The sequence below is a fragment of the Psychrobacillus sp. FSL K6-2365 genome (genome assembly GCF_038003165.1).
Taxonomy (GTDB): domain Bacteria; phylum Bacillota; class Bacilli; order Bacillales_A; family Planococcaceae; genus Psychrobacillus; species Psychrobacillus psychrodurans.
In genome coordinates this window covers 3,140,513-3,159,415 of the sequence record NZ_JBBOOO010000001.1, presented here as the reverse complement: position 1 = coordinate 3,159,415, position 18,903 = coordinate 3,140,513, and the positions used below count along the sequence as shown (strand labels likewise).

The following is an 18,903-nucleotide window of genomic DNA, read 5'->3' as shown; positions in this document are numbered from 1 at the left end:
AATCTATCCTAAAGGTAAATCCTCATAAATTTATATTAAAAGCTATGATCTTCTAAAAAACGATCGATTTCTTTACGTGTCACACGTTTTATACCTTCTATTTCACACACTTGTAAACCCATTACACGGAACTTAATAAACGTGTTGTAGGAGACACCAGCGTACTTGGCTCCTTCTTTTAGTGATAGCCACTCACTATCCATAAACTGATGCTGTGTGGCTAGTAATGCCTTCTGAACAGCCTTCATTACTACTTCTTCTATATTTGTATTTATTAACTCTGCATTCATTTGTTATTGCTCCTCTTCATTTTAATCCCCGCAATGTTTTAATTGCTTACGAAGATTTATACGAGGATGGTGGAGGAGAGTTAAGTGGAAATAAAAATTCATATAAAAATGAGCTAGGAAATAAATTGAACTGCCCCCTGTCAAGTAGACAGTGGAAATAAATAAAAGACATTAGGCGGCTTTAACCCTGTATTCTAAGGGACTAAGGCCGCTTAATCTTTTTTGGTAATCTTTCAGTATTATAAAAATGAATATACTCATCAATATCTTCCTTCAACTCTTCAAACGTACTGTACTTGTTTAAGTAATACTTCTCACATTTCAATGTTCCCCAAAATCCCTCCATTGGTCCATTATCAATGCACCTTCCCACTCTTGACATACTCTGTACTATTTCTGCTTTCTCTATTTTCCTTTTAAATGTAGAGGAAGTGTATTGATATCCTCGGTCACTGTGAAGCAGTGGAGTTGCTCCTGTGTTAACTTCCAAAGCTAAATCGAGGGTTTTAAAAACCAATGAATTATTATTGGAAGTACCTATTACATAACTCACAATTGATCCATCATATAAATCCAAAATCGCACTCAAATAAGCTTTCTGTGAGACTCCGTATTTCATTTCGGTCACATCAGTTAGCCATTTTTCATTTGGCTTGTCGGAGTTGAATTTCCTGTTCAACACGTTTTCAGCCACATGCCGTGGTGTACTTGATTTATACTTCTTGCGCTTACATCGAATAACCGCCTGGATTCCAGCAATCTTCATCAGTCGGTAAACACGCTTATGGTTAATAGACTTCGATAAGGCACGTCTCAGATTCATCGTTATACGGCGATAACCATATATACCATCCACCTTATTGTGTAGGAGTAATATCTCCTCAAGAATTTCCTCATTCAACTTCTCATTTTCTGAAGGGGCACGATTAAGCCACTTGTAGTAGCCAGAGCGTTGAATTCTTGCAATCCCGCATATTAACACAATGGAAAATTTCTCTTTCTCATGAAGTTCCTGGATGGCTATATATTTATCGATTAATCGAGCTTGGCTTAAAGACGTCTCTTTCAACGCCTCCTTTCTAGTTCCTCCAACTTTTTTAAGAATGCAACTTCTGCACGAAGACACTCATTTTCCCGCTCTAACTTCTTCATATCACGCTGGTACTTCTCATCGGGAGTTAACTCTAGCTCTGCCTTAGTCCGGCCACGCTTGTCTTTAAGACCGTCTTCTCCTTCTTTCTCAAACTTCTTTACCCATTGATACACCTGTTGATAGGAAACATTAAACTGTTCCGATGCCTGATGATAATTTTTTCCATTCTGAAAGTAGTACATAACTATTTCCAAACGTTCTTCAAGTGCAGTGGACCGACCTTTAATCATAGAGTTATTCATCCTTTTCATCTCTTTTAAATCTCTATGATCATTATAAATCTTTATCCACCTTCGTAACACTGATCCACTGGAAATTTCGTACTTGCGTACAATCTCGGCTTGAGAATAGCCATTGGAAAGGTAGTCAAGGACCGCTGCCATTTTTACATCTTTAGAATACCTTTTCCATCCATCGGGATTATTAAGCCCATCCATTCCATATGTTTGAAATTGGTAAATCCATTCTTTAATTGTTTCGTCAGAAACATTGTATTGACGACAGAAGTCACTAATTGAAGTTTTTCTGTCCTCATAAGATACAATTACCTCATACTTTTGTTGTGCAGTAAAAGCACTTTTACCCATAGAAAAAAACCCCCAATAAAGGAAACAGATTTTTTATTATTTCATCTGTCTACCTTATTGGGAGCATATCAAATCTCCTAGCTTATTTTTTCTATTGTAAGTTTTTTACTTAAGAATCCGTTGCTTTAATAACTTCCTTATTATTCTACGTCTTTTGTTCATACTGTGCTTCAAATAACTTTGATTTGGAAACTATTAGTGATTTGTCTAATTCTCCATGTATTTAAACTCAGATATAACGTTAAAGTTCTTAACACAAATCCAAGAAAATAAAGTCTGTTTCCAAGGTTTTACCAAGAAAATGATTCTTAATGACGGTTCATATTCTGTTTAAGGAAGGGCTAAAGCTTGCTTTAGAGCCTTTAACCCGCTTTGAATCTAATCTAATTACCAACTTCAAAGGTTTAAAAAAGATGATAGAAAAAATCCAATCGCCTTCGTTAATAGGAATGATTGATGCAGTGGCAATGCAGTTAGCTGATGAAACGCCGGATGATTATTTTTCGATGTTGCCCGAGTTGAGTCACTTTCATTTAATAGATGGGGATGGCCAAAGTGATGCCCATTTATCTTTGGACGATGGTGTCCAAGACTGGCGAGAGCATTTAAAAAGCCTTCATAGCCATGGATATGAAGGAATTTGTACCTTGGAAATAATGGGTTCGGCTTATTATCAAGATCCTCAAACCGCACTTATGAACTCCCTTATAAAATTAAAAGAATTTAGAATCTAACCATTTGGAGGAACTCGTATGAACAATGGCGTACTAACTAGAAAGCTTGGTTTTTGGGCAGCTTTAGCAATTGCGGTCGGAACGACAATAGGATCGGGTATTTTTGTATCATCAGGAGATGTTGCCCGTGCTGCTGGAAGCCCTTCACTTTCAATTCTTGCTTGGGTAATAGGCGGGCTGATCGCCATTCCACAAGTTATGGTATTGGCCGAATTATCAACTGCCTATCCGCAAAATGGAAGCGGTTACGTTTACTTGAACAAAGCCGGGTGGCGGCCTTTAGGCTTCCTGTATGGCTGGGCAACATTTTGGGCTTTAGATCCTCCTTCTATTGCAATTATGGCGTTAGCGCTTGTTTCGTATATATCGACGTTTCTGCCATTTTTCGATGGTCTGCCTGGAAAGTTGCTTGGCATCGCCATTATTTTAGCTATTACTGCTATTCATTACCGCAGTGTCAAAGAAGGAGGGTTGTTCCAGGTTATTATTACAGTGGTTAAAATCGTTCCCTTTTTGATTGTTATCGGTTTAGGGTTAATGTATATGAATCCTGGGAATTTTTCATATACACCTCCTTCTGGATCGGGGCCAACAAGTTTAATCGGCGGTGTATCTGCAACTACTTGGGCTTACACAGGAATGGCCGCAATCTGCTTTATGGCAGGGGAATTCAAAAACCCGGGCAAGGTTCTCCCGCGTGCCCTAATCTCCTCCATCTTAATAGTTATGTCTTTATATACCTTGCTTGCGATTTGTGTTATCGGATTAATGCCTTTCGAGAGTCTTCTTGCTTCCAATGCGGCGTTGTCAGACGCTGTAAAGTTTATACCGGGACTGTCTGATATTGCTTCGTCATTTGTGGCGGTTACCGCCATTATTGTAATCTTGGGATCTTTGAGCTCATGCATCATGTTCCAGCCGCGCTTGGAATATGCGATGGCAAAAGACGGTTTATTCTTTCAACGTTTTGCGAAAGTCCATCCAAAATACGAAACGCCTAGCTTTTCGATTATTGTTCAAGTGACTTATGCATGTATTCTAGTTATGTTCAGCAACCTGACTGCTTTGTTAGGATATTTCACACTTATACAACTACTTATTAATATTATGGATTTTGCTGCGGTTTACAAATGCCGTAAAAGAGGAGATTATAAACCGGTTTATCGCATGCCAATGTGGAGAGCGACTACGATGCTGGCAATTCTGGGTGCCGCTTGGCTTGCATGGGGTACATTCACTTGGGCTCCAATTGAAGGCATGATTGCTGCCTTAATCGTTGTTGCAACAGGTCTACCCGTCTATTACTACTGGGAAAAGAAATACGGCGGCAGAACAAGCGAGAATACAGTAGCTTGGCAAGTTGAAGCAGAAAAAGTCAGTCCAGCTGAATAAGAAAGAAGAAATAAAAATAATTGTATAATTTGTTATACTAGACTATAATACAAGACATAACAAATTAGATATGAGGAGGAAAATAGTAATGCTAAAATATGATGAAGAATTATTTTTGAGGCTTGTCGAAGAAGAAGGCCTTGCTTACAGAGAACAAATTGAAAATTTTGTAGATGAGATTTGCAAGAAAGGATATAGCAATATTTTTTTGATCGGTGCTGGTGGAACGATTGCTATGATGTATCCTTACGAATATATTTTGAAATCTAATTCAACAATTGAAGTGCAGGTGGAAATAGCAGCAGAATTTATGGTGATGAACAATAAACGCTTTAGCAAAGACTCTGTTTGTATTTTCACATCCGTGTCTGGAACAACTGAAGAAACAGTCGCAGCGGCTAAACTTTGCAAGGAAAGAGGCGCTACTACGATTGCATTAGTAGCAGAGCCAAACACACCGCTAACTCAAGTTGTCGACTATTGCATCACGACTGGATCTGAAACACATTCGTTTGATACCTTCTTCATGCTTCTTTATATGGTAGTTTTCCGGTTCATGTATAATAACAATGAATTTCCGCAATATGAGCAATTTACAAACGAAGTTGCGTTGCTGCCAAAAGCGATTTTAAATTCCGTGAAGGCGTTTGATGCGAAAGCTGAAGAGTTTGCCAGTAGGCATAAAGATACCGATTATCATATGATGGTTGGTTCCGGTAACTTGTGGGGCAATACGTATTCCTACGCAATGTGCATCCTGGAAGAAATGCAATGGATTCATGCAAAATCGATTCATGCAGCCGAGTTCTTCCACGGAACACTCGAATTGGTTGTTGAAGACACGAGTGTCATTTTGCTGAAAGGCGAGGATGAGACTAGACCACTGATGGATCGTGTAGAGAGATTTGCTGAAAAAATTACAAAACAGCTTACTGTTATCGACACAAAAGATTTTGAAATGGAAGGAATCAGTGAAGAATTCAGAAAGCACTTTTCTGTCAGCATCAACTGGGCTTTATTAAGCCGGATCAGTGTTCATCTGGAGCGTGAAAGAAATCATCCATTAACCCTTAGAAGATATTACCGACAAATGGCATATTAAGAAACTGATGGGCGCTACTTTGTAGTGCTCATTCCTTAATAAGAGAGAAAGTAGGGGACTGATGAAAATTGTGACGGTCGGGGACAATTGCATGGATGTATATCAGCCAAATGATAGAGCATACCCCGGAGGAAATCCAGTAAATGTGGCAGTATATTTAAAGGGATTAGGCGCTGACTCCGCTTATATCGGCTGGGTAGGCTCTGATAAATACGGAGCCTTGATGAGGGAGAAAATCCAAGAAAAGGGTGTAAATATTACTCATCTTTCAAAGAAAGAAGGGAAAACGGCAGTCACACAGGTTGAGTTAAATGGAAATGACCGTTGTTTTGGAGACTATGATGAAGGTGTCATGGCTAGCTTCTTCTTAACGAGTGAAGAAGTAGATTTCGTTGGAACACACCAACTTGTACACGCAGGAATTTGGGGACATGTCGATAAAAAATATCCCCTTTTCAAAGAGATGGGTTTGCTTACTTCCTTTGACTTTTCCGATCAACTCGACCATGACTTGGTAAAAAGCTTATCGCCATTTGTAAACTATTCTTTTTTCTCATATACAAAGGACGATGACTATATCCGCCAATTATTAAAGAGTGTAAAAAATCAAGGATCTAAGATCGCAATAGCAACTTTAGGTGAGAACGGTGCCCTTGCCTATGATGGGAAACGATTCTATCGAAGCGAGATAGTGGAAACGGAGGTAGTAGATACAATGGGAGCGGGAGACTCTTTTATAGCAGGTTTCCTTTGTGGGATATTAAAAGGGTTTTCTATTGATGAATGCATGGAATTGGGATCTAAAACGGCAGCCAAAACAATTTGCTATTTCGGTGCTTGGTGACGGCCTTTGGAAATCTATGTATAATAGAGAATATATAATCTATTATGGATAAGGATGAGTAAGTATGAATTTAAATCCTTCAACTCCCCAGCCGTTATATATGCAAATAAGGCAAATGTTGAAGAATGATGTCCAACAGGGAAAATACAAACCAGATGAACAAATTCCAACTGAAGCTGAACTTTGTGAGATCTATAATGTAAGCCGTATCACAATCCGAAAAGCTATTGAGGAATTGGTGAAGGAAGGGACTTTGACGCGGGTTCCACGCAGAGGTACCTTTGTTACAACTAATAAATTCCACAATGAATTATTGTCTGTAAGCGGATTCTCAGAGTTTAGCCATCAATTAGGCATGATTCCGAACTCCCGTATTTTAAGAAGCGAAGTTATACCGGCATCGGAAGAAGTTGCAGGCCACCTTTTAATTGATGAAGGAAGTCCTGTTTTGGAGCTGGAGCGTCTCATGTATGTAAATGATCATCCGCTTTTTTATGATATCGCTCATTTTCCTTTAATTCGTTTTCCCGATTTAGAAAAGAAGATTGCAATGGATGAATCAACTTACAAAACCCTTTCCAAAGAGTATCAAACAGAAATTATTAGTAACGATAAAATCATTGATGTAATTGGTGCCACAACAGAATATGCAAAATTATTGGAATGTGACGTTGGTGCAAACTTGTTTAGAATTTTAAAGATTGCTTTTGATGCAGATGACGAACCTGTTCATCTTTCTACTTTTATGTGCGAAACAAACAAGGTGAATCTAACTATCCATCGGGCAAAATAAAAAAATGAAGCAAGTTTTGAGGTTTTTGATGGAAAGGGCATTATTCAGGCAGTTTAATAAAAGCAACCTGTCTTACACAATTAATATTGAAGCACAATTATTAAATGCTGGTATTTTGATATATATACCATTTCAGATACTTTAGATTTTAATGATTATACTTGTTTAAAAATGATTCATCATTATTAAGATTGCTTATTAATGTAGTCGTACCAAAGGTTTTCACGACAGGGAGTTTAAACGGGTGTTGCAAGAAAGATTAAAAAGCGAATTGCTCCTGATATATTTACGGTTTAAAAGTGTTCCTCTGTAATGAACAGTTCAGACTATTTTCTGCAAGAGAAATTTTAAAAATATGAGATATAAAAGATAGTAGAATTCTAACCTGTAAAAGTCGTTCTGAGTTACTCAGAACGGCTTTTCTATTCAGTCAACTTGTAATTTGGTCCATCACAAAATAACTTTAATATTATAATCTTCATGTTTTCGAGCGGAGTTGTACTCAATCCTCTTGCTCTTGAAAGAATTCAAATAACTTTTGTTTGCATAATTCTTCATAAACACCAACAAAGTAACCAGCGAGATTATAGACTTTCTTCTTTTTCGTATCATGTAAAGCAATTGTCAGTGCTTGATAACCAACACCTTCGTAAAACATTTGTTCCTGCGGGAGTAGCTGAATGATACGGTAAGTGAGACTTCGATAAACTTCGTATAAACTGCTGACTAATTGCTGATCAGCTCCCAGCATGGCGAAAACAGTAGACTTGAGGTGCTGGTAGAATGTAGGTTTTTTACTTGAGTTATCCACAGGACCTAGTGAACAGACGTTTTCTGTAGAATACGTATTATGTAATAATTCTTTTTTAGAGATTAAAGAGATATCGGTTTCTTTTCCCGAAATGATAGCCGAAACCCTTTGTGTGACTAGGTTCTCCTGCTCCCCCCGAACTGTCAAACTCGACTGGTCATTGAAAGGTAAAATGAATATAATATTAGCGCCATAGCCCTTAGAAACTCTTCGAATGGTCGGAATCTTTTTGATGATCAATAGCTTTACTAATTTACGTAGGGTTCTTCTAATCGCCGCCTCTGATTTATCCGACGCAACGCAAATCGTTGACACCTTCAAATGAGCAGCACCAGGAAACTTACAAGCATATTGCGCTACCAGAGACCAGTATATGTTTTTCTACATGCATATCCATTTCTGCAACTGTTTTAAAAGTTTGATAACCCATAAGATAACTAGTCATCTATTCCTTCCTCCCATTTCACGAATGATAAGTCGCTGTCATTAGTTAAATAGAAGTGTTTTGGAAGAAAGGATACATGAATGAGAGAGAAATTTCATTCATTATTATAATTATTTACTAATGTACTGCTAGTAATCACATTCTTTTAAAAGCCGAGAGGTTCATGTCCGGTTCTGAGAGGGGCTATTTTGGAGGCTCCGGTCTACTTGCCTTGTTTGTTGTTTCCAATATAAGAGCAAAGCTCAGTGGTCGGGAATTTCAGGAGAAGTCTTAACGATTCCGTTTAATTATTAATTAGTCAAATTCCATAATCGGGCGCAATTCTTTAAAAGAAATTGTGACTTTTTCAATCACTGGTTTTATTTTTAGATCCGAATAATATAATGCAATGGACTCTACTAATCTTTATTGAAATTTAACACTACATAATTCCACCCTAGTATTTAAAGTAATAAAACTAATATTGTAATATACTATTATAGATAGGTTAACATGTTAATTTATGTTTTATTCCAAGATCCATAGAATGATCAGTAAAAAATACAAGGAGTCCTAAAATGAAAAAGAAAATAAATTATTTAATCTTACTTTTAACAGCCATCTTTATAGTTGGTTGTACTAACGTAGAAGATGCATCAGTTATAGATAAAGAAACAGTTTCTCAAGAAGTAACAACAAATAATAGTGATACAGAAAAAACGGTAACTGAAGAATCAGTATCAGAAAAAACATCAACTCAGCCAAAAGAGGAACTGTTCAAAGGATATAAACTGATTGAAGTTGATGGTGGTGATTTGTCGGGACATCGCGAACCCAACGTCGTCGTGGACATTGGTTTTGAGGACCGAAAGAACTATTCTTTCACCAACGAATATGGCCAAGTAATCCGTGTCATAGCTGACGAAATCGTTCTACAAGATGACCGTACCGAACCTGTAACATCGTCGGGCAGATACTACTCCGATGAAGCAAAAGTTCCTGGTGTCGAGAGAGCGAATTTAGATGAAGGACATATTATTGCAGATTCTCTTGGTGGGGTATCAAACGCTTATAATATTACGCCACAAGATAGTACGCTTAATCGACATGGTGATCAAGCATATATGGAAGACGCTATTCGTAAAGCCGGTGGAGCTACTAATTTCGAAGCAATTATTACATATTCAAATACGGAAACGCAGATTCCTTCAAGTTATCAATATACCTATACTTTAAAGGGCAACGTAATCGTGGATACATTTGACAATGTGAACCCTGATGAAGTAAATGCATCCCTCGGTTTAACAGGAAGTGAACCTTCTGATTCGACTAGCTCAAACACAAGCGGTGATGTTTCTAGTGTTGATACAAACGGTAATGGACAGGTGACGATTAAAGAGGCAAAAGCAGCCGGTTTTAGTATGCCAATAATGAGTGATCATTGGTTGTATCCACACATGCAAGACAATGATAAGGACGGTATGGTAGGAGAGTAAGACCTTAGAGAGCAATTCTGAAAAATAATAAGTTAAATGGAATTAAAAATGTAATAAGCAAAAAAGGAGCAGGGATCAAATTCCCTTCTCCTTTATTTTTATTATATTTACTATTTTCTATACCCAATATACTCAGATGACTTGAAATTGTAAATTGGCTTTAGAATTTGTTTTACTTCAATAGTTTCCTTAGTGTTTTCAATAATTTCATTCATTGTCTTGTAAGCAAATGGAGATTCATCGATCGTGTCAATATCAACAGAAGTGGTGAATACATCTTTCATGGTTTCCTTAAAGTCTTCCATATTGAGAGTAGCCTTAGCCTTAGTTCGACTAAATATCCGCCCCGCTCCGTGAGGGCCCGAGTAATTCCAGTCTTCGTTTCCTTTCCCTTCGGCCAATAAAGAACCATCTCGCATATTGATGGGAATCAATACAAGTTCACCTTTTTGAGCTGATATTGCGCCTTTTCTTAATATCATATTATCTAGGTCAACATAGTTATGAACTGTATCTATTCTACCGACTTCTATAAAATTCATATTTTCTAAGATAACCTGTGCCATTGCTGCGCGATTCCACTTAGCATAATCCTGTGCTATTTTTAAATCGTGAAAGTATTCTTCCATTTGTAACCCTTCCAGATAAGATAGTTCTGCCGGAACAGTAACTTCTTTTGTTTTAAAAGATTGAATGGCTTTTTGTATTTCTTTTTGTTTTCCTTCTTTTTTCAAGTTCGCTATTATTTCTTTTAATTCTTCTTTATTGAATCTTAAAGTATCTATTGCACGTTTTTGGTGAAATCTTGCTACTTTAGCTCCTAAATGTCTAGAACCAGAGTGGATAACTAAAAAAAGTCTTCCATCTTCTGTTTGATTTACTTCGATAAAGTGGTTGCCACCACCAAGTGTACCTAGCGAAAGGGTAGCAGTATCAAGGGAGAAGGGAGCAATTACCTTAGAAAGTTCAATATTGGATGTAAATGAGTGAGGGTTCTGTCTAATACCTTGACCTGCTGGTACAAAGAGACGAATTACTTGATCAAGTTTTTCAAAATCTATATCTCTTTTCTGGACCTCCATACATAACATGCCGCAACCAATATCGACTCCTACTAGATTAGGAACGATTTTGTCTTTTATTTTCATGGTAGTACCAATAACTGCCCCTTTTCCTGCATGGCAGTCTGGCATAATACGTACATTACCACCCTTCACAAACTGCTGATCTAAGAATGTTCTAATTTGTTCAATTGTCACGTCATCAATATTTTCTGTAAATACTTTTGCATTATCAAATTTACCTTTAATTATTTTCATCGCTTCAAAACTCCTCCTTTTCAACTCCTATGTAACCATTCGGGTTCGGAATAGGAATCCCTTTTTCTTTTTTGCTACTTTAAAAAATAATAAAAAGCGTAGGGGGAAAAATACTTGCCTCCGCAATGTAAATTTATCAAACGTACACAATTTTATGTTAGCTAAAAACCTTCTAATCCAAAGCGAGAATTAGAAGGTTTTTAGAAGTATAATAGTAAATGGTATGCTCTACAAGAATAACTATTCCGATGTAACATTTCACTATAGTATATAGGATACTACAACAGATTAATGGAAATAAAAAAATAAAGAACATACGTGTGGTGTAATGAGAAGATAATAGCAGGTGACTCAAAAGGTGGTTGGCTCACTCCCATTTCGTGTTAGAGAAGGGCGGATTAAGTGCGCCACATCCTGTGGCAACATCCGCATGACCCGCATCGTGCGGGCCTGTGGTGCCGGTGACAGTATTTGAAGCATTAATGTTCGCAGGAACATTCGCAGCATTGATTGTATCAATTCTTTCATTTAACCATAAAAAATAACCCATCCTTGAGTTGAGTGCACTGATGGGTTATTACCTAATCAATAGTCAATCCCCTTGAAGGGAACCTGCTCCTGCGATTACTCGTCGCAAAAAGAATTTTGCTATTTTACTTGGCCGATTGATGCGCAAACATCAATTGGTCTTTTTTATTGTACTCTGATGTTAATGTTAATATACGTTTTTATACCTTTTTCAAGCATGATGGGTGCTAGGTACTCAAACAAGACTTTTACAACTTTACTTTATAAAGGTACTTTACAAGTTTCTGTTCTAGACTCAGTTTTGTCTTTTCGGGGATGGGCGAAGAAAGTACTTAATGAATTCATTTAAATTGTTTCAATTTAACCACTATTTTCCTTGGAAAGTAGTGTAAGAGTCACAGGTGATTTTATTATATTAATCCGTAAGGTTTATCTTTTCAAATATTGTAACTTTTCCCTTTACCTTCCTGATTAAAAATGGAATATTATAACTATTGGTAGTTTACTAGAGGAGGAGAAGAATGTTCACCTGTGGGGTAATAATGTATAATAAAGAATATTGTGAATTGATTATTTGTACATGCTCGATGAGGCAAATCCTATGAAAATATTGGATGTAGATTTATTTCAAGATGGGATACAGCGCAATATTACTATGTTAGATAGGCTAATTAGTGAAATGGAAGCAATTCATCATGCGGTGAATGGTCTAGTTCAGATGGAGGATCAACTTAAGGGAGCGGGAGGTAATGCCATCCGCTCTTTTTACCAGGAATGCCATTTACCGTTTCTTCACTTTTTCCAGTTGTTTTCTGAACAGTTTAAACAAGTGCTTAACCAGATGGAGGCAGCGCTTCATTCACTGGAACCTGATTCCTCCGGTTACATACTCGAAACATTCCTTGATGGAGAGCTAGAACAGGGACTTACGCTTATTGGTGAACTCACTGCTAGCTTAACAGATGAGGCAAATAGTATCATGAATCAAGTGAGTGATATTGTTGCCCTGCCGCATCTAGATGATAGCGGAGTGCAGGAGGGAGTCATTAGTTCTAAGAGAAAACGTGATGATACCTTAATGCAACTTTATGAATTTGATGCTCTCCAGACATTTGCACTAAATCCAATTGAACATGGTTTGCAGACGATGGACACGTGGCTGACGGATTTAGAAGGACTGTTTACGGACGGAGTCACAGACATAGATTTTCGATCGAACCAATGGGCTGCGATATCAATGAATAGTGGATTGAAGACGGCTATTGAACAACAGACCTCTCGGGTTAATGGAGGCCTAGAGTCCAGCAATCAGGAAAATCTGATAGGTACGGAAATCACGCCAGGAACGTTTCGGGCACTCGAGGGTAAAAAGACCAAGACAATCCATAGAGGTGCTTATGGAAGCTTTAACCTGTTAAAATTCCACCTGTACGAAAATGGTCTGATCATCAAAGAATACCAGCTTGGGACAAGCAAGCCAATTCAATATGTAGTGGTCAACGAAGTAGAAGAGGAATTCGAAGACGGTGGTGTCCGAGAGCTCGATGGGTACTTTGAAGGTACAAAACTTGCATTTGTTGATTATCTAAGACCGCATGCGATTGTCAAAAAAGGCTTCAAGCTCGCTTTTATCTCCGGAGCCAAGATATCTAAATATAAAGGGGATCTTTCTGTAAAGAAGACTCCTACGGTTGAAAACAAGTCTAAGGGTAGTGTGAATGGTAGTAAAGAGGCGGGAAATCCTAATAAGGTTACTGGTAAATATCAAGTTGGAGCATATAAAGATATTAAAGGAGTAGAAGGACTTGATGCTCATCATGCAGGACAGAAGGCAGCAATGAAGAAATTGGTAGATGATTATGATTTAAATACTGCACCCGCAATTAATGTTCCAAAGGTGGGGCACACCATTAAAGGACCTAATGGCATAGTTTCAAGAAGTACAAAAGGAATAGATAATCCTAGACAGTTATTGGCAAGAGATATTAGGGAACTTAGAAGAGTCTATGATGACATACCGAATTCAGATTTAAAAGAACTAATTGAATTAAATAAAAAAATGTATCCAGAAATGAGGAAATAAAATGAATGATATTTTTGTTAAATCACTTTATGAGTCTATCGTGAAAGATAACCTTCAACTATACAAAGACTTGTATGAAACAACGAATGTTACTTCTAAAACAGATGATTATTGGAAAAAGGCTATTGGTTTTTACGATAGTTTAACTGAGGAAAATAAAGATACATTAATAAAGATAATTGAACAAACTATGATTGATACTATTTCAACCATGCTAGGAGTAATTGATGGAAGTTCAACTTTAAAAGATTGTTCCTTAGAACCTAAATTACTGCTTGATTCTATTGATACGGAAGGAGAACTGCAAGATTCGTTTTTAGAATTCATAGAGGAAAGGGATAGTAACAGCTAATTCGATTTTTTATTACAAAGGTCTTTATAAAGAGCACAGTTAAAATATATATTAGTTTAAATGAATTCAATTACCTTGATTGGCTAAATGCCTTTCAAGGTTTCTTTTTTGTGGGGCTACCCAGTGCTGAACAAACCACTTTTTATTCAGATATTAGAAGAGGTATCACTTGTAACCCCTATATGGTGTTAGATCAAATCGTGATGGGTTTCAGGTACTCAAACAATAGAGACGTACAGTCCAGCCATCAGGAAAATCTGATAGGTACGGAAATCACCCCAGGAACGTTTCGGGCACTCGAGGATAAAAAGACCAAGACAATCCATAGAGATGCTTATGGAATCTTTAACCTGTTAAAATTCCACTTGTACGAAAATGGTCTGATCATCAAAGAATACCAGCTTGGGACAAGTAATCCAATTCAATATGAAGTGATCAACGAAGTAGAAGAGGAATCCGCTGATGGTGGCTTCCGAGAGCTCGCTGGGTACTTCGAAGGTACAAAACTTGCATTTGTTGATTAACTAAGACCGCATGCGATTGTCAAAAAAGGCTTCAAGCTCGCTTTCATCTCCGGAGCCAAGCCATTTAAATATAAAGGGAATCTTTCTGTAAAGAAGACTTCTACGGTTGAAAACAAGTCTAAGGGTAATGTGGATGGTAGTAAAGAGTCGGGAAACCCTAATAAGGGTATAGGAAATGGTTATCACTACTGGAATAAAACCACCCAATTTAAAAACGTGAAAGTTTACCAAAGAGATGATATTATAAATTCAAATATGAAAGACGCACGAGGTAGAACTAACCTTGAAAGGATGCATAAGGGATTAGCCCCACTTGGTCCAGATGGAAAGTCTATAAACCTTCATCACATGACACAAAGAAATGAAAGTTCGATAGCAGAGGTTACACAGACGTTTCATAAAGATAACAGTTCTGTAATTCACATCAATCCTAATACTATACCTTCAGGTATAAATAGGTCTGAGTTTAATAAATGGCGAACTGATTACTGGAAAAATAGAGCCAATGACTTTTAATGTTAAAGGGGAATGGAAATGAGTGTAGAAAATTATCAAAAAGCAAAGGAAATTATTGTGAGTGAAGAAGAGATTGCAGACTTTGTGGGTGGTCATACAGATGAATTAATTAGTTTGGCTGAAGAAAAATTAGGGTTAAAGTTTACTGGTTTATATCTTGATTATTTAAAGACATTTGGAGCAGGTAATTTCGGAGCACAAGAAATATACGGAATTATTAATGCTGATTTTGAAAATTCATCAGTTCCAGACGCTATATGGTACACTTTAACAGAACGAAGAGAAATTAATCTACCTAATAATCTACTGGTTATATATGATACAGGGAGTGACGAAATTTTTTGTTTAGACTATAATCAACTTGATGATAATGGTGAACCAAAAGTAGTATCTTTTGTACCTGGAGTTGACTTAGAGAGTCAAACATATGAAATAATAGCTAATGACTTTGGTGATTTTTTATTAGACTTAGTTAAGCTAGAAGTATAGATTTGAAAAACCTTGATTGGCTATATGCCTTTCAAGGTTTCTTTTTTATTGGGGGGCTATCCAGTGACGAATAGTTCACTTTTTATTCAGAGAATATGAGTAACTCTTGTAAGCCCTAAAGTATGTTCTTACAAATTATAAAGTACGTACAACACCTATAAAACGTATAACCTATTTAATGTATCCTAGCTATTAGAAGTAATCACAAAACCATCAGTTACCACCATCTATATTCTCCAATACTATACCTTTGCTTTCCCCCTGCCTTTTAAATTTTTCGCAACTTTTACGTACAAAAGAACGATTACTATGGCGAGAGGCTACTCCACCTCGATTAACTCCTGAATGTCGATGTCTAACACTTTGCATACTCTTTCTAATGTTGAGAGGTAAACTCTGTCCACATTGTCTGAACAAAGATGGCTTATTGTATTAGGGCGTAGCCCTGTCATTCGTGCCAATTCACGCTGTGAAAGGTCTCGTTCTTTAAGGATTTCCTTTAGCTTGATTGTAATAGGCATGGTACTTCCCTTCCTCTTATTCATGTTACCTTTTACGATACATCACAAACTTGTATCGGTAAAGGGGTTGATTGTATCGCTAAAGCCGCATACAATGAATTTATATTAATTATAGCGGCTAAGCGTTACGTTAATTGAGATTAGCGTAACGGAGGGGGAAAATACCATGAAAGTTATCGGATATATTCGAGTATCTACACAAGGACAAGCAAGAGATGGATACAGTCTTGCTTACCAAGAAGATGAAATCAAGACTTACTGTCAGACTCATGGATACACGCTTTTACGCTTGTTTAAGGACGAAGGTATCAGTGGGGCTAAGGTGGACGAAGAAGCGTTAGAAGTTGACAGATTAGGCTTTCAGGAGATGGTAAAGAGTGAAAATGACGAAATTCTTTATTACGAAGGTGGTATACCGACTAACTCTGCTTATATTTCAGAAATGAAAAAAGATTGGTCGAATGTTCCAGAATCAATTATGGAGTTCTACGAAAAGTTACATAATGGGTTTTATTATCTACCAAGTAGAGCTATGGGACTTGTACAAGTGGAACGCATTACTCATTTTGAGGGTCATGAATGGGGAATACTTGAAGAATTAGATGAACCATTAGGAATTAATATGTCTACAACATATGGATTTTTTGAAAATGGCATGGGGGGATATGTTGCTATAGATTTAAACAACTGTATTGGTGATGTAGCGACATTATGGTTTACCAATGATAAGCCTGAATATAATTTGAATTTCTGGGATATTGTCGATGAATGGATTGTAATAGGGCTTCAAGATAATTAAAAAATAATTTGGAAATGGCAATATTTTTTAGTCTACTACTCACAAAGTAATCTAACTCAGGTTATTCAAAATCAATAACTCATGAAGATTGTACCAAAGAATACTTTGTTTATGAAATGAAAAATAAGTATGATAACTGGGCGATACGACATTTTAAACTTACGAAATATTGTTACAGGGAACAAGCCAAAAACTTACGAAATTAAAAAGGCTCATGGGTTTACAGATAGAAATAGTAATGAGTTGCTTTGTATAGCTAACCATAAAGCACTTGGTTGATAGAGGTGAAGATGTAAGATATCTATCAATTCCAATTTATGAGGCAATACTTTAATGCCAAAAGTGTTACATTAAAAGCAAGGGGAACAAATGGCTTTTCTTTAGATGTAACAATATTAAATAAAAAGTAGGAGTGTATATATTTGAAAGAATTAATTAAAATTCTTCCTCCCCCAGAATTCCCACAAAAAACTGGAGATAAAGAACAATGGCGAAATTTTTTTGATACACTTGGTACGGAATTGCCTTCAGATTATGTGGAATTTATCGAAACTTATGGTACTGGTGGTATTGACCGATTTTTGTGGATATTAACTCCATTTGTAAATGATGATAATGTAAATTATCTTGGTAGGCAGAAGGAAATGACGGATGCTTATATTCAATCTAAAAAAAGTTATCCTCAATATTATAAACATGATGTTTACCCTTCAAACGGTGGCTTACTTCCTTGGGGATACACAGATAACGGTGATGAATTATACTGGTTAACCAATGGAGAGCCTGACGAGTGGGAAATTGTGGTGTATGAATCAAGATCACCTGAGAACTATACTTATTCAATTACAATGGTAGAGTTTTTATATCAAATACTAACGAAAGAATTAGTATGCAATGCTTTTCCAGATGACTTTCCAAGTGATGAAACTGCTTTTATTTCAGTAAAAGTTGAATAGTTTACTTTAACCTTGATTGGCTTATGCCTTTCGAGGTTTTTTTACTTATGAACTCTATGATTAAAAATCAATATCATTTTTGAGTCAAAAACTCATGATGGTTAGCAAACTTACGAGTTTGTTGCAGTGACATTTAAATAAAACAACCACACTTACTACTCGATTTAAATTTACACGATTATCTAAGACCGCATGCGATTGTCAAAAAAAGCATCAAGCTCGCTTTTATTTCCGGAGCCAAGATATCTAAATATAAAGGGGATCTTTCTGTAAATAAGACTCCTACAGTTGAAAATAAGTCTAAGGGTAGTGTGATTGGTAGTAAAGAGGAGGGAAACCCTAATAAAGGTACGGGTAAAGCAGCTACCAAGCAAACTATTAAGCAAAACGAAGTTACTACTTATAAGGATTTTGTTGATAGGTCTGTTGTTGGGGATAATTTAGAAGGGCATGAAGTTTGGCAACATGCAAATCTGAAGGCGAACGGTCTTGCTACTAATAGACTTTCTACTGAAGCATCGAAGAACAATCCAGTAATAGCGTTAGAGCGTGAACAACACAAGCTTATAAATAAAGTACAAAGAGGTATTGACGCAACCAATCAATTACCATTAGATAATATTACAAGTAATTCTAAAATTTTGCGAGATGCTGGTATTTCAGAAGATATTGTAAACGATATTACAAATAAAGCGTTAAATCATATGAAAAATACTCTAGAATAAGGAATGATAAGATGCAAAATGAATTAAAACAATTAATGATGAAGTTAGAAAAATCAATTATGAATGAGGATTTTATTGATGTTACATATGATGTTGTTGAAGAAATAGAAGAAAGGGAGGATGCTTTTGAAGCTATTCTGCCCATTTTTAAGTTGATGGAAAAATATCCAAATATAAATTTCGGTAGACCTGGGCCTCTTGTGCATTTTGTTGAAAAATTTTATAAAAATGGATATGAAGAAAAGCTTGTTGAATCACTCAAAAGGGAACCTACACAACATACTGTTTGGATGTTAAATAGAGTTATCAATGGTTCTCAAGGGGACAGAAAAGCATATTTTATAAATGTATTGGATAATATTATTGCGTTTCCTAATCTTGATGAAGAAATTGTATCACTTGCTAGCCATTTTAAGTCTTTACATGAATAAGTATTAAGTTAAAACTTTAATTTTCTTGGCACTG

19 protein-coding genes and 1 pseudogene are annotated in these 18,903 nt (G+C 36.6%); 15 read left to right on the top strand and 5 right to left on the bottom strand.

Annotated features, from left to right (window positions below; all coding sequences use genetic code 11):
- Nucleotides 1-35: 35 nt before the first annotated feature.
- Both MKY29_RS15830 and MKY29_RS15825 read right to left on the bottom strand, forming a co-directional pair.
- A complete protein-coding gene (locus MKY29_RS15830) occupies nucleotides 36-290 on the bottom strand; it encodes a DNA-binding protein (RefSeq protein ID WP_340880256.1) in 255 nt (84 codons plus the stop codon).
- Between the two features lie 171 nt (nucleotides 291-461).
- Nucleotides 462-2,030: pseudogene (locus MKY29_RS15825) on the bottom strand (IS3 family transposase).
- 311 nt (nucleotides 2,031-2,341) lie between these two features.
- Here MKY29_RS15825 and MKY29_RS15820 point away from each other — a divergent pair.
- The 5 genes from MKY29_RS15820 to MKY29_RS15800 all read left to right on the top strand — a co-directional run bounded on the left by MKY29_RS15820 (nucleotide 2,342) and on the right by MKY29_RS15800 (nucleotide 6,895).
- A complete protein-coding gene (locus MKY29_RS15820) occupies nucleotides 2,342-2,764 on the top strand; it encodes a TIM barrel protein (protein WP_340880255.1) in 423 nt (140 codons plus the stop codon).
- A gap of 18 nt (nucleotides 2,765-2,782) precedes the next feature.
- Nucleotides 2,783-4,156 (top strand): amino acid permease, encoded by a 1,374-nt coding sequence (locus MKY29_RS15815; RefSeq protein WP_090566848.1) that lies wholly within the window; start codon nucleotides 2,783-2,785, stop codon nucleotides 4,154-4,156.
- Nucleotides 4,157-4,244: 88 nt separating this feature from the next.
- Nucleotides 4,245-5,258, top strand: coding sequence for an SIS domain-containing protein (locus MKY29_RS15810; RefSeq protein WP_340880254.1), 1,014 nt, complete (start codon nucleotides 4,245-4,247; stop codon nucleotides 5,256-5,258).
- 61 nt (nucleotides 5,259-5,319) lie between these two features.
- Nucleotides 5,320-6,102, top strand: a complete 783-nt coding sequence (gene frlD, locus MKY29_RS15805; protein ID WP_340880253.1) for a fructoselysine 6-kinase — start codon at nucleotides 5,320-5,322, stop codon at nucleotides 6,100-6,102.
- A gap of 64 nt (nucleotides 6,103-6,166) precedes the next feature.
- Nucleotides 6,167-6,895, top strand: a complete 729-nt coding sequence (locus tag MKY29_RS15800; RefSeq protein ID WP_090566857.1) for a GntR family transcriptional regulator — start codon at nucleotides 6,167-6,169, stop codon at nucleotides 6,893-6,895.
- Between the two features lie 502 nt (nucleotides 6,896-7,397).
- On the opposite strand, the gene MKY29_RS15795 is transcribed toward MKY29_RS15800, so the two are convergent.
- On the bottom strand, nucleotides 7,398-8,027 hold the full coding sequence (locus tag MKY29_RS15795) for a hypothetical protein (RefSeq protein ID WP_340880252.1): 630 nt from the start codon (nucleotides 8,025-8,027) through the stop codon (nucleotides 7,398-7,400).
- Nucleotides 8,028-8,708: 681 nt separating this feature from the next.
- Between MKY29_RS15795 and MKY29_RS15790 the strand changes: the two genes are divergently transcribed.
- Complete coding sequence (locus MKY29_RS15790; protein WP_340880251.1) at nucleotides 8,709-9,626, top strand: DNA/RNA non-specific endonuclease; 918 nt, start codon at nucleotides 8,709-8,711, stop codon at nucleotides 9,624-9,626.
- Between the two features lie 110 nt (nucleotides 9,627-9,736).
- On the opposite strand, the gene MKY29_RS15785 is transcribed toward MKY29_RS15790, so the two are convergent.
- On the bottom strand, nucleotides 9,737-10,945 hold the full coding sequence (locus tag MKY29_RS15785) for an RtcB family protein (protein ID WP_340880250.1): 1,209 nt from the start codon (nucleotides 10,943-10,945) through the stop codon (nucleotides 9,737-9,739).
- 1,129 nt (nucleotides 10,946-12,074) lie between these two features.
- Here MKY29_RS15785 and MKY29_RS15780 point away from each other — a divergent pair.
- The 5 genes from MKY29_RS15780 (at nucleotide 12,075) to MKY29_RS15760 (ending at nucleotide 15,437) form a co-directional block, all read left to right on the top strand.
- Nucleotides 12,075-13,556 carry a ribonuclease YeeF family protein gene (locus MKY29_RS15780; protein WP_340880249.1) on the top strand — a complete coding sequence of 494 codons (1,482 nt, stop codon included), beginning with the start codon at nucleotides 12,075-12,077 and terminating at the stop codon, nucleotides 13,554-13,556.
- A 1-nt stretch (nucleotide 13,557) separates the two neighbouring features.
- Complete coding sequence (locus MKY29_RS15775; RefSeq protein WP_340880248.1) at nucleotides 13,558-13,908, top strand: transposase; 351 nt, start codon at nucleotides 13,558-13,560, stop codon at nucleotides 13,906-13,908.
- Between the two features lie 182 nt (nucleotides 13,909-14,090).
- A complete protein-coding gene (locus MKY29_RS15770; protein ID WP_340880247.1) occupies nucleotides 14,091-14,432 on the top strand; it encodes a hypothetical protein in 342 nt (113 codons plus the stop codon).
- Nucleotides 14,433-14,561: 129 nt separating this feature from the next.
- Nucleotides 14,562-14,948, top strand: a complete 387-nt coding sequence (locus tag MKY29_RS15765; RefSeq protein ID WP_340880246.1) for an HNH/ENDO VII family nuclease — start codon at nucleotides 14,562-14,564, stop codon at nucleotides 14,946-14,948.
- A gap of 18 nt (nucleotides 14,949-14,966) precedes the next feature.
- Nucleotides 14,967-15,437, top strand: a complete 471-nt coding sequence (locus tag MKY29_RS15760) for an SMI1/KNR4 family protein (protein WP_269921750.1) — start codon at nucleotides 14,967-14,969, stop codon at nucleotides 15,435-15,437.
- A 320-nt stretch (nucleotides 15,438-15,757) separates the two neighbouring features.
- Here the strand turns inward: MKY29_RS15760 and MKY29_RS15755 are convergent, their stop codons facing one another.
- Complete coding sequence (locus MKY29_RS15755) at nucleotides 15,758-15,958, bottom strand: helix-turn-helix domain-containing protein (RefSeq protein ID WP_269921749.1); 201 nt, start codon at nucleotides 15,956-15,958, stop codon at nucleotides 15,758-15,760.
- Nucleotides 15,959-16,124: 166 nt separating this feature from the next.
- Here MKY29_RS15755 and MKY29_RS15750 point away from each other — a divergent pair, with 166 nt between their 5' ends.
- From MKY29_RS15750 to MKY29_RS15735, 4 genes are all read left to right on the top strand, one after another.
- Nucleotides 16,125-16,757, top strand: coding sequence for a recombinase family protein (locus MKY29_RS15750; protein WP_340880245.1), 633 nt, complete (start codon nucleotides 16,125-16,127; stop codon nucleotides 16,755-16,757).
- 422 nt (nucleotides 16,758-17,179) lie between these two features.
- Nucleotides 17,180-17,713, top strand: coding sequence for an SMI1/KNR4 family protein (locus tag MKY29_RS15745; protein ID WP_340880244.1), 534 nt, complete (start codon nucleotides 17,180-17,182; stop codon nucleotides 17,711-17,713).
- 311 nt (nucleotides 17,714-18,024) lie between these two features.
- Nucleotides 18,025-18,438 carry a hypothetical protein gene (locus MKY29_RS15740; RefSeq protein ID WP_340880243.1) on the top strand — a complete coding sequence of 138 codons (414 nt, stop codon included), beginning with the start codon at nucleotides 18,025-18,027 and terminating at the stop codon, nucleotides 18,436-18,438.
- 11 nt (nucleotides 18,439-18,449) lie between these two features.
- Complete coding sequence (locus tag MKY29_RS15735; RefSeq protein WP_340880242.1) at nucleotides 18,450-18,869, top strand: hypothetical protein; 420 nt, start codon at nucleotides 18,450-18,452, stop codon at nucleotides 18,867-18,869.
- Nucleotides 18,870-18,903: the final 34 nt, after the last annotated feature.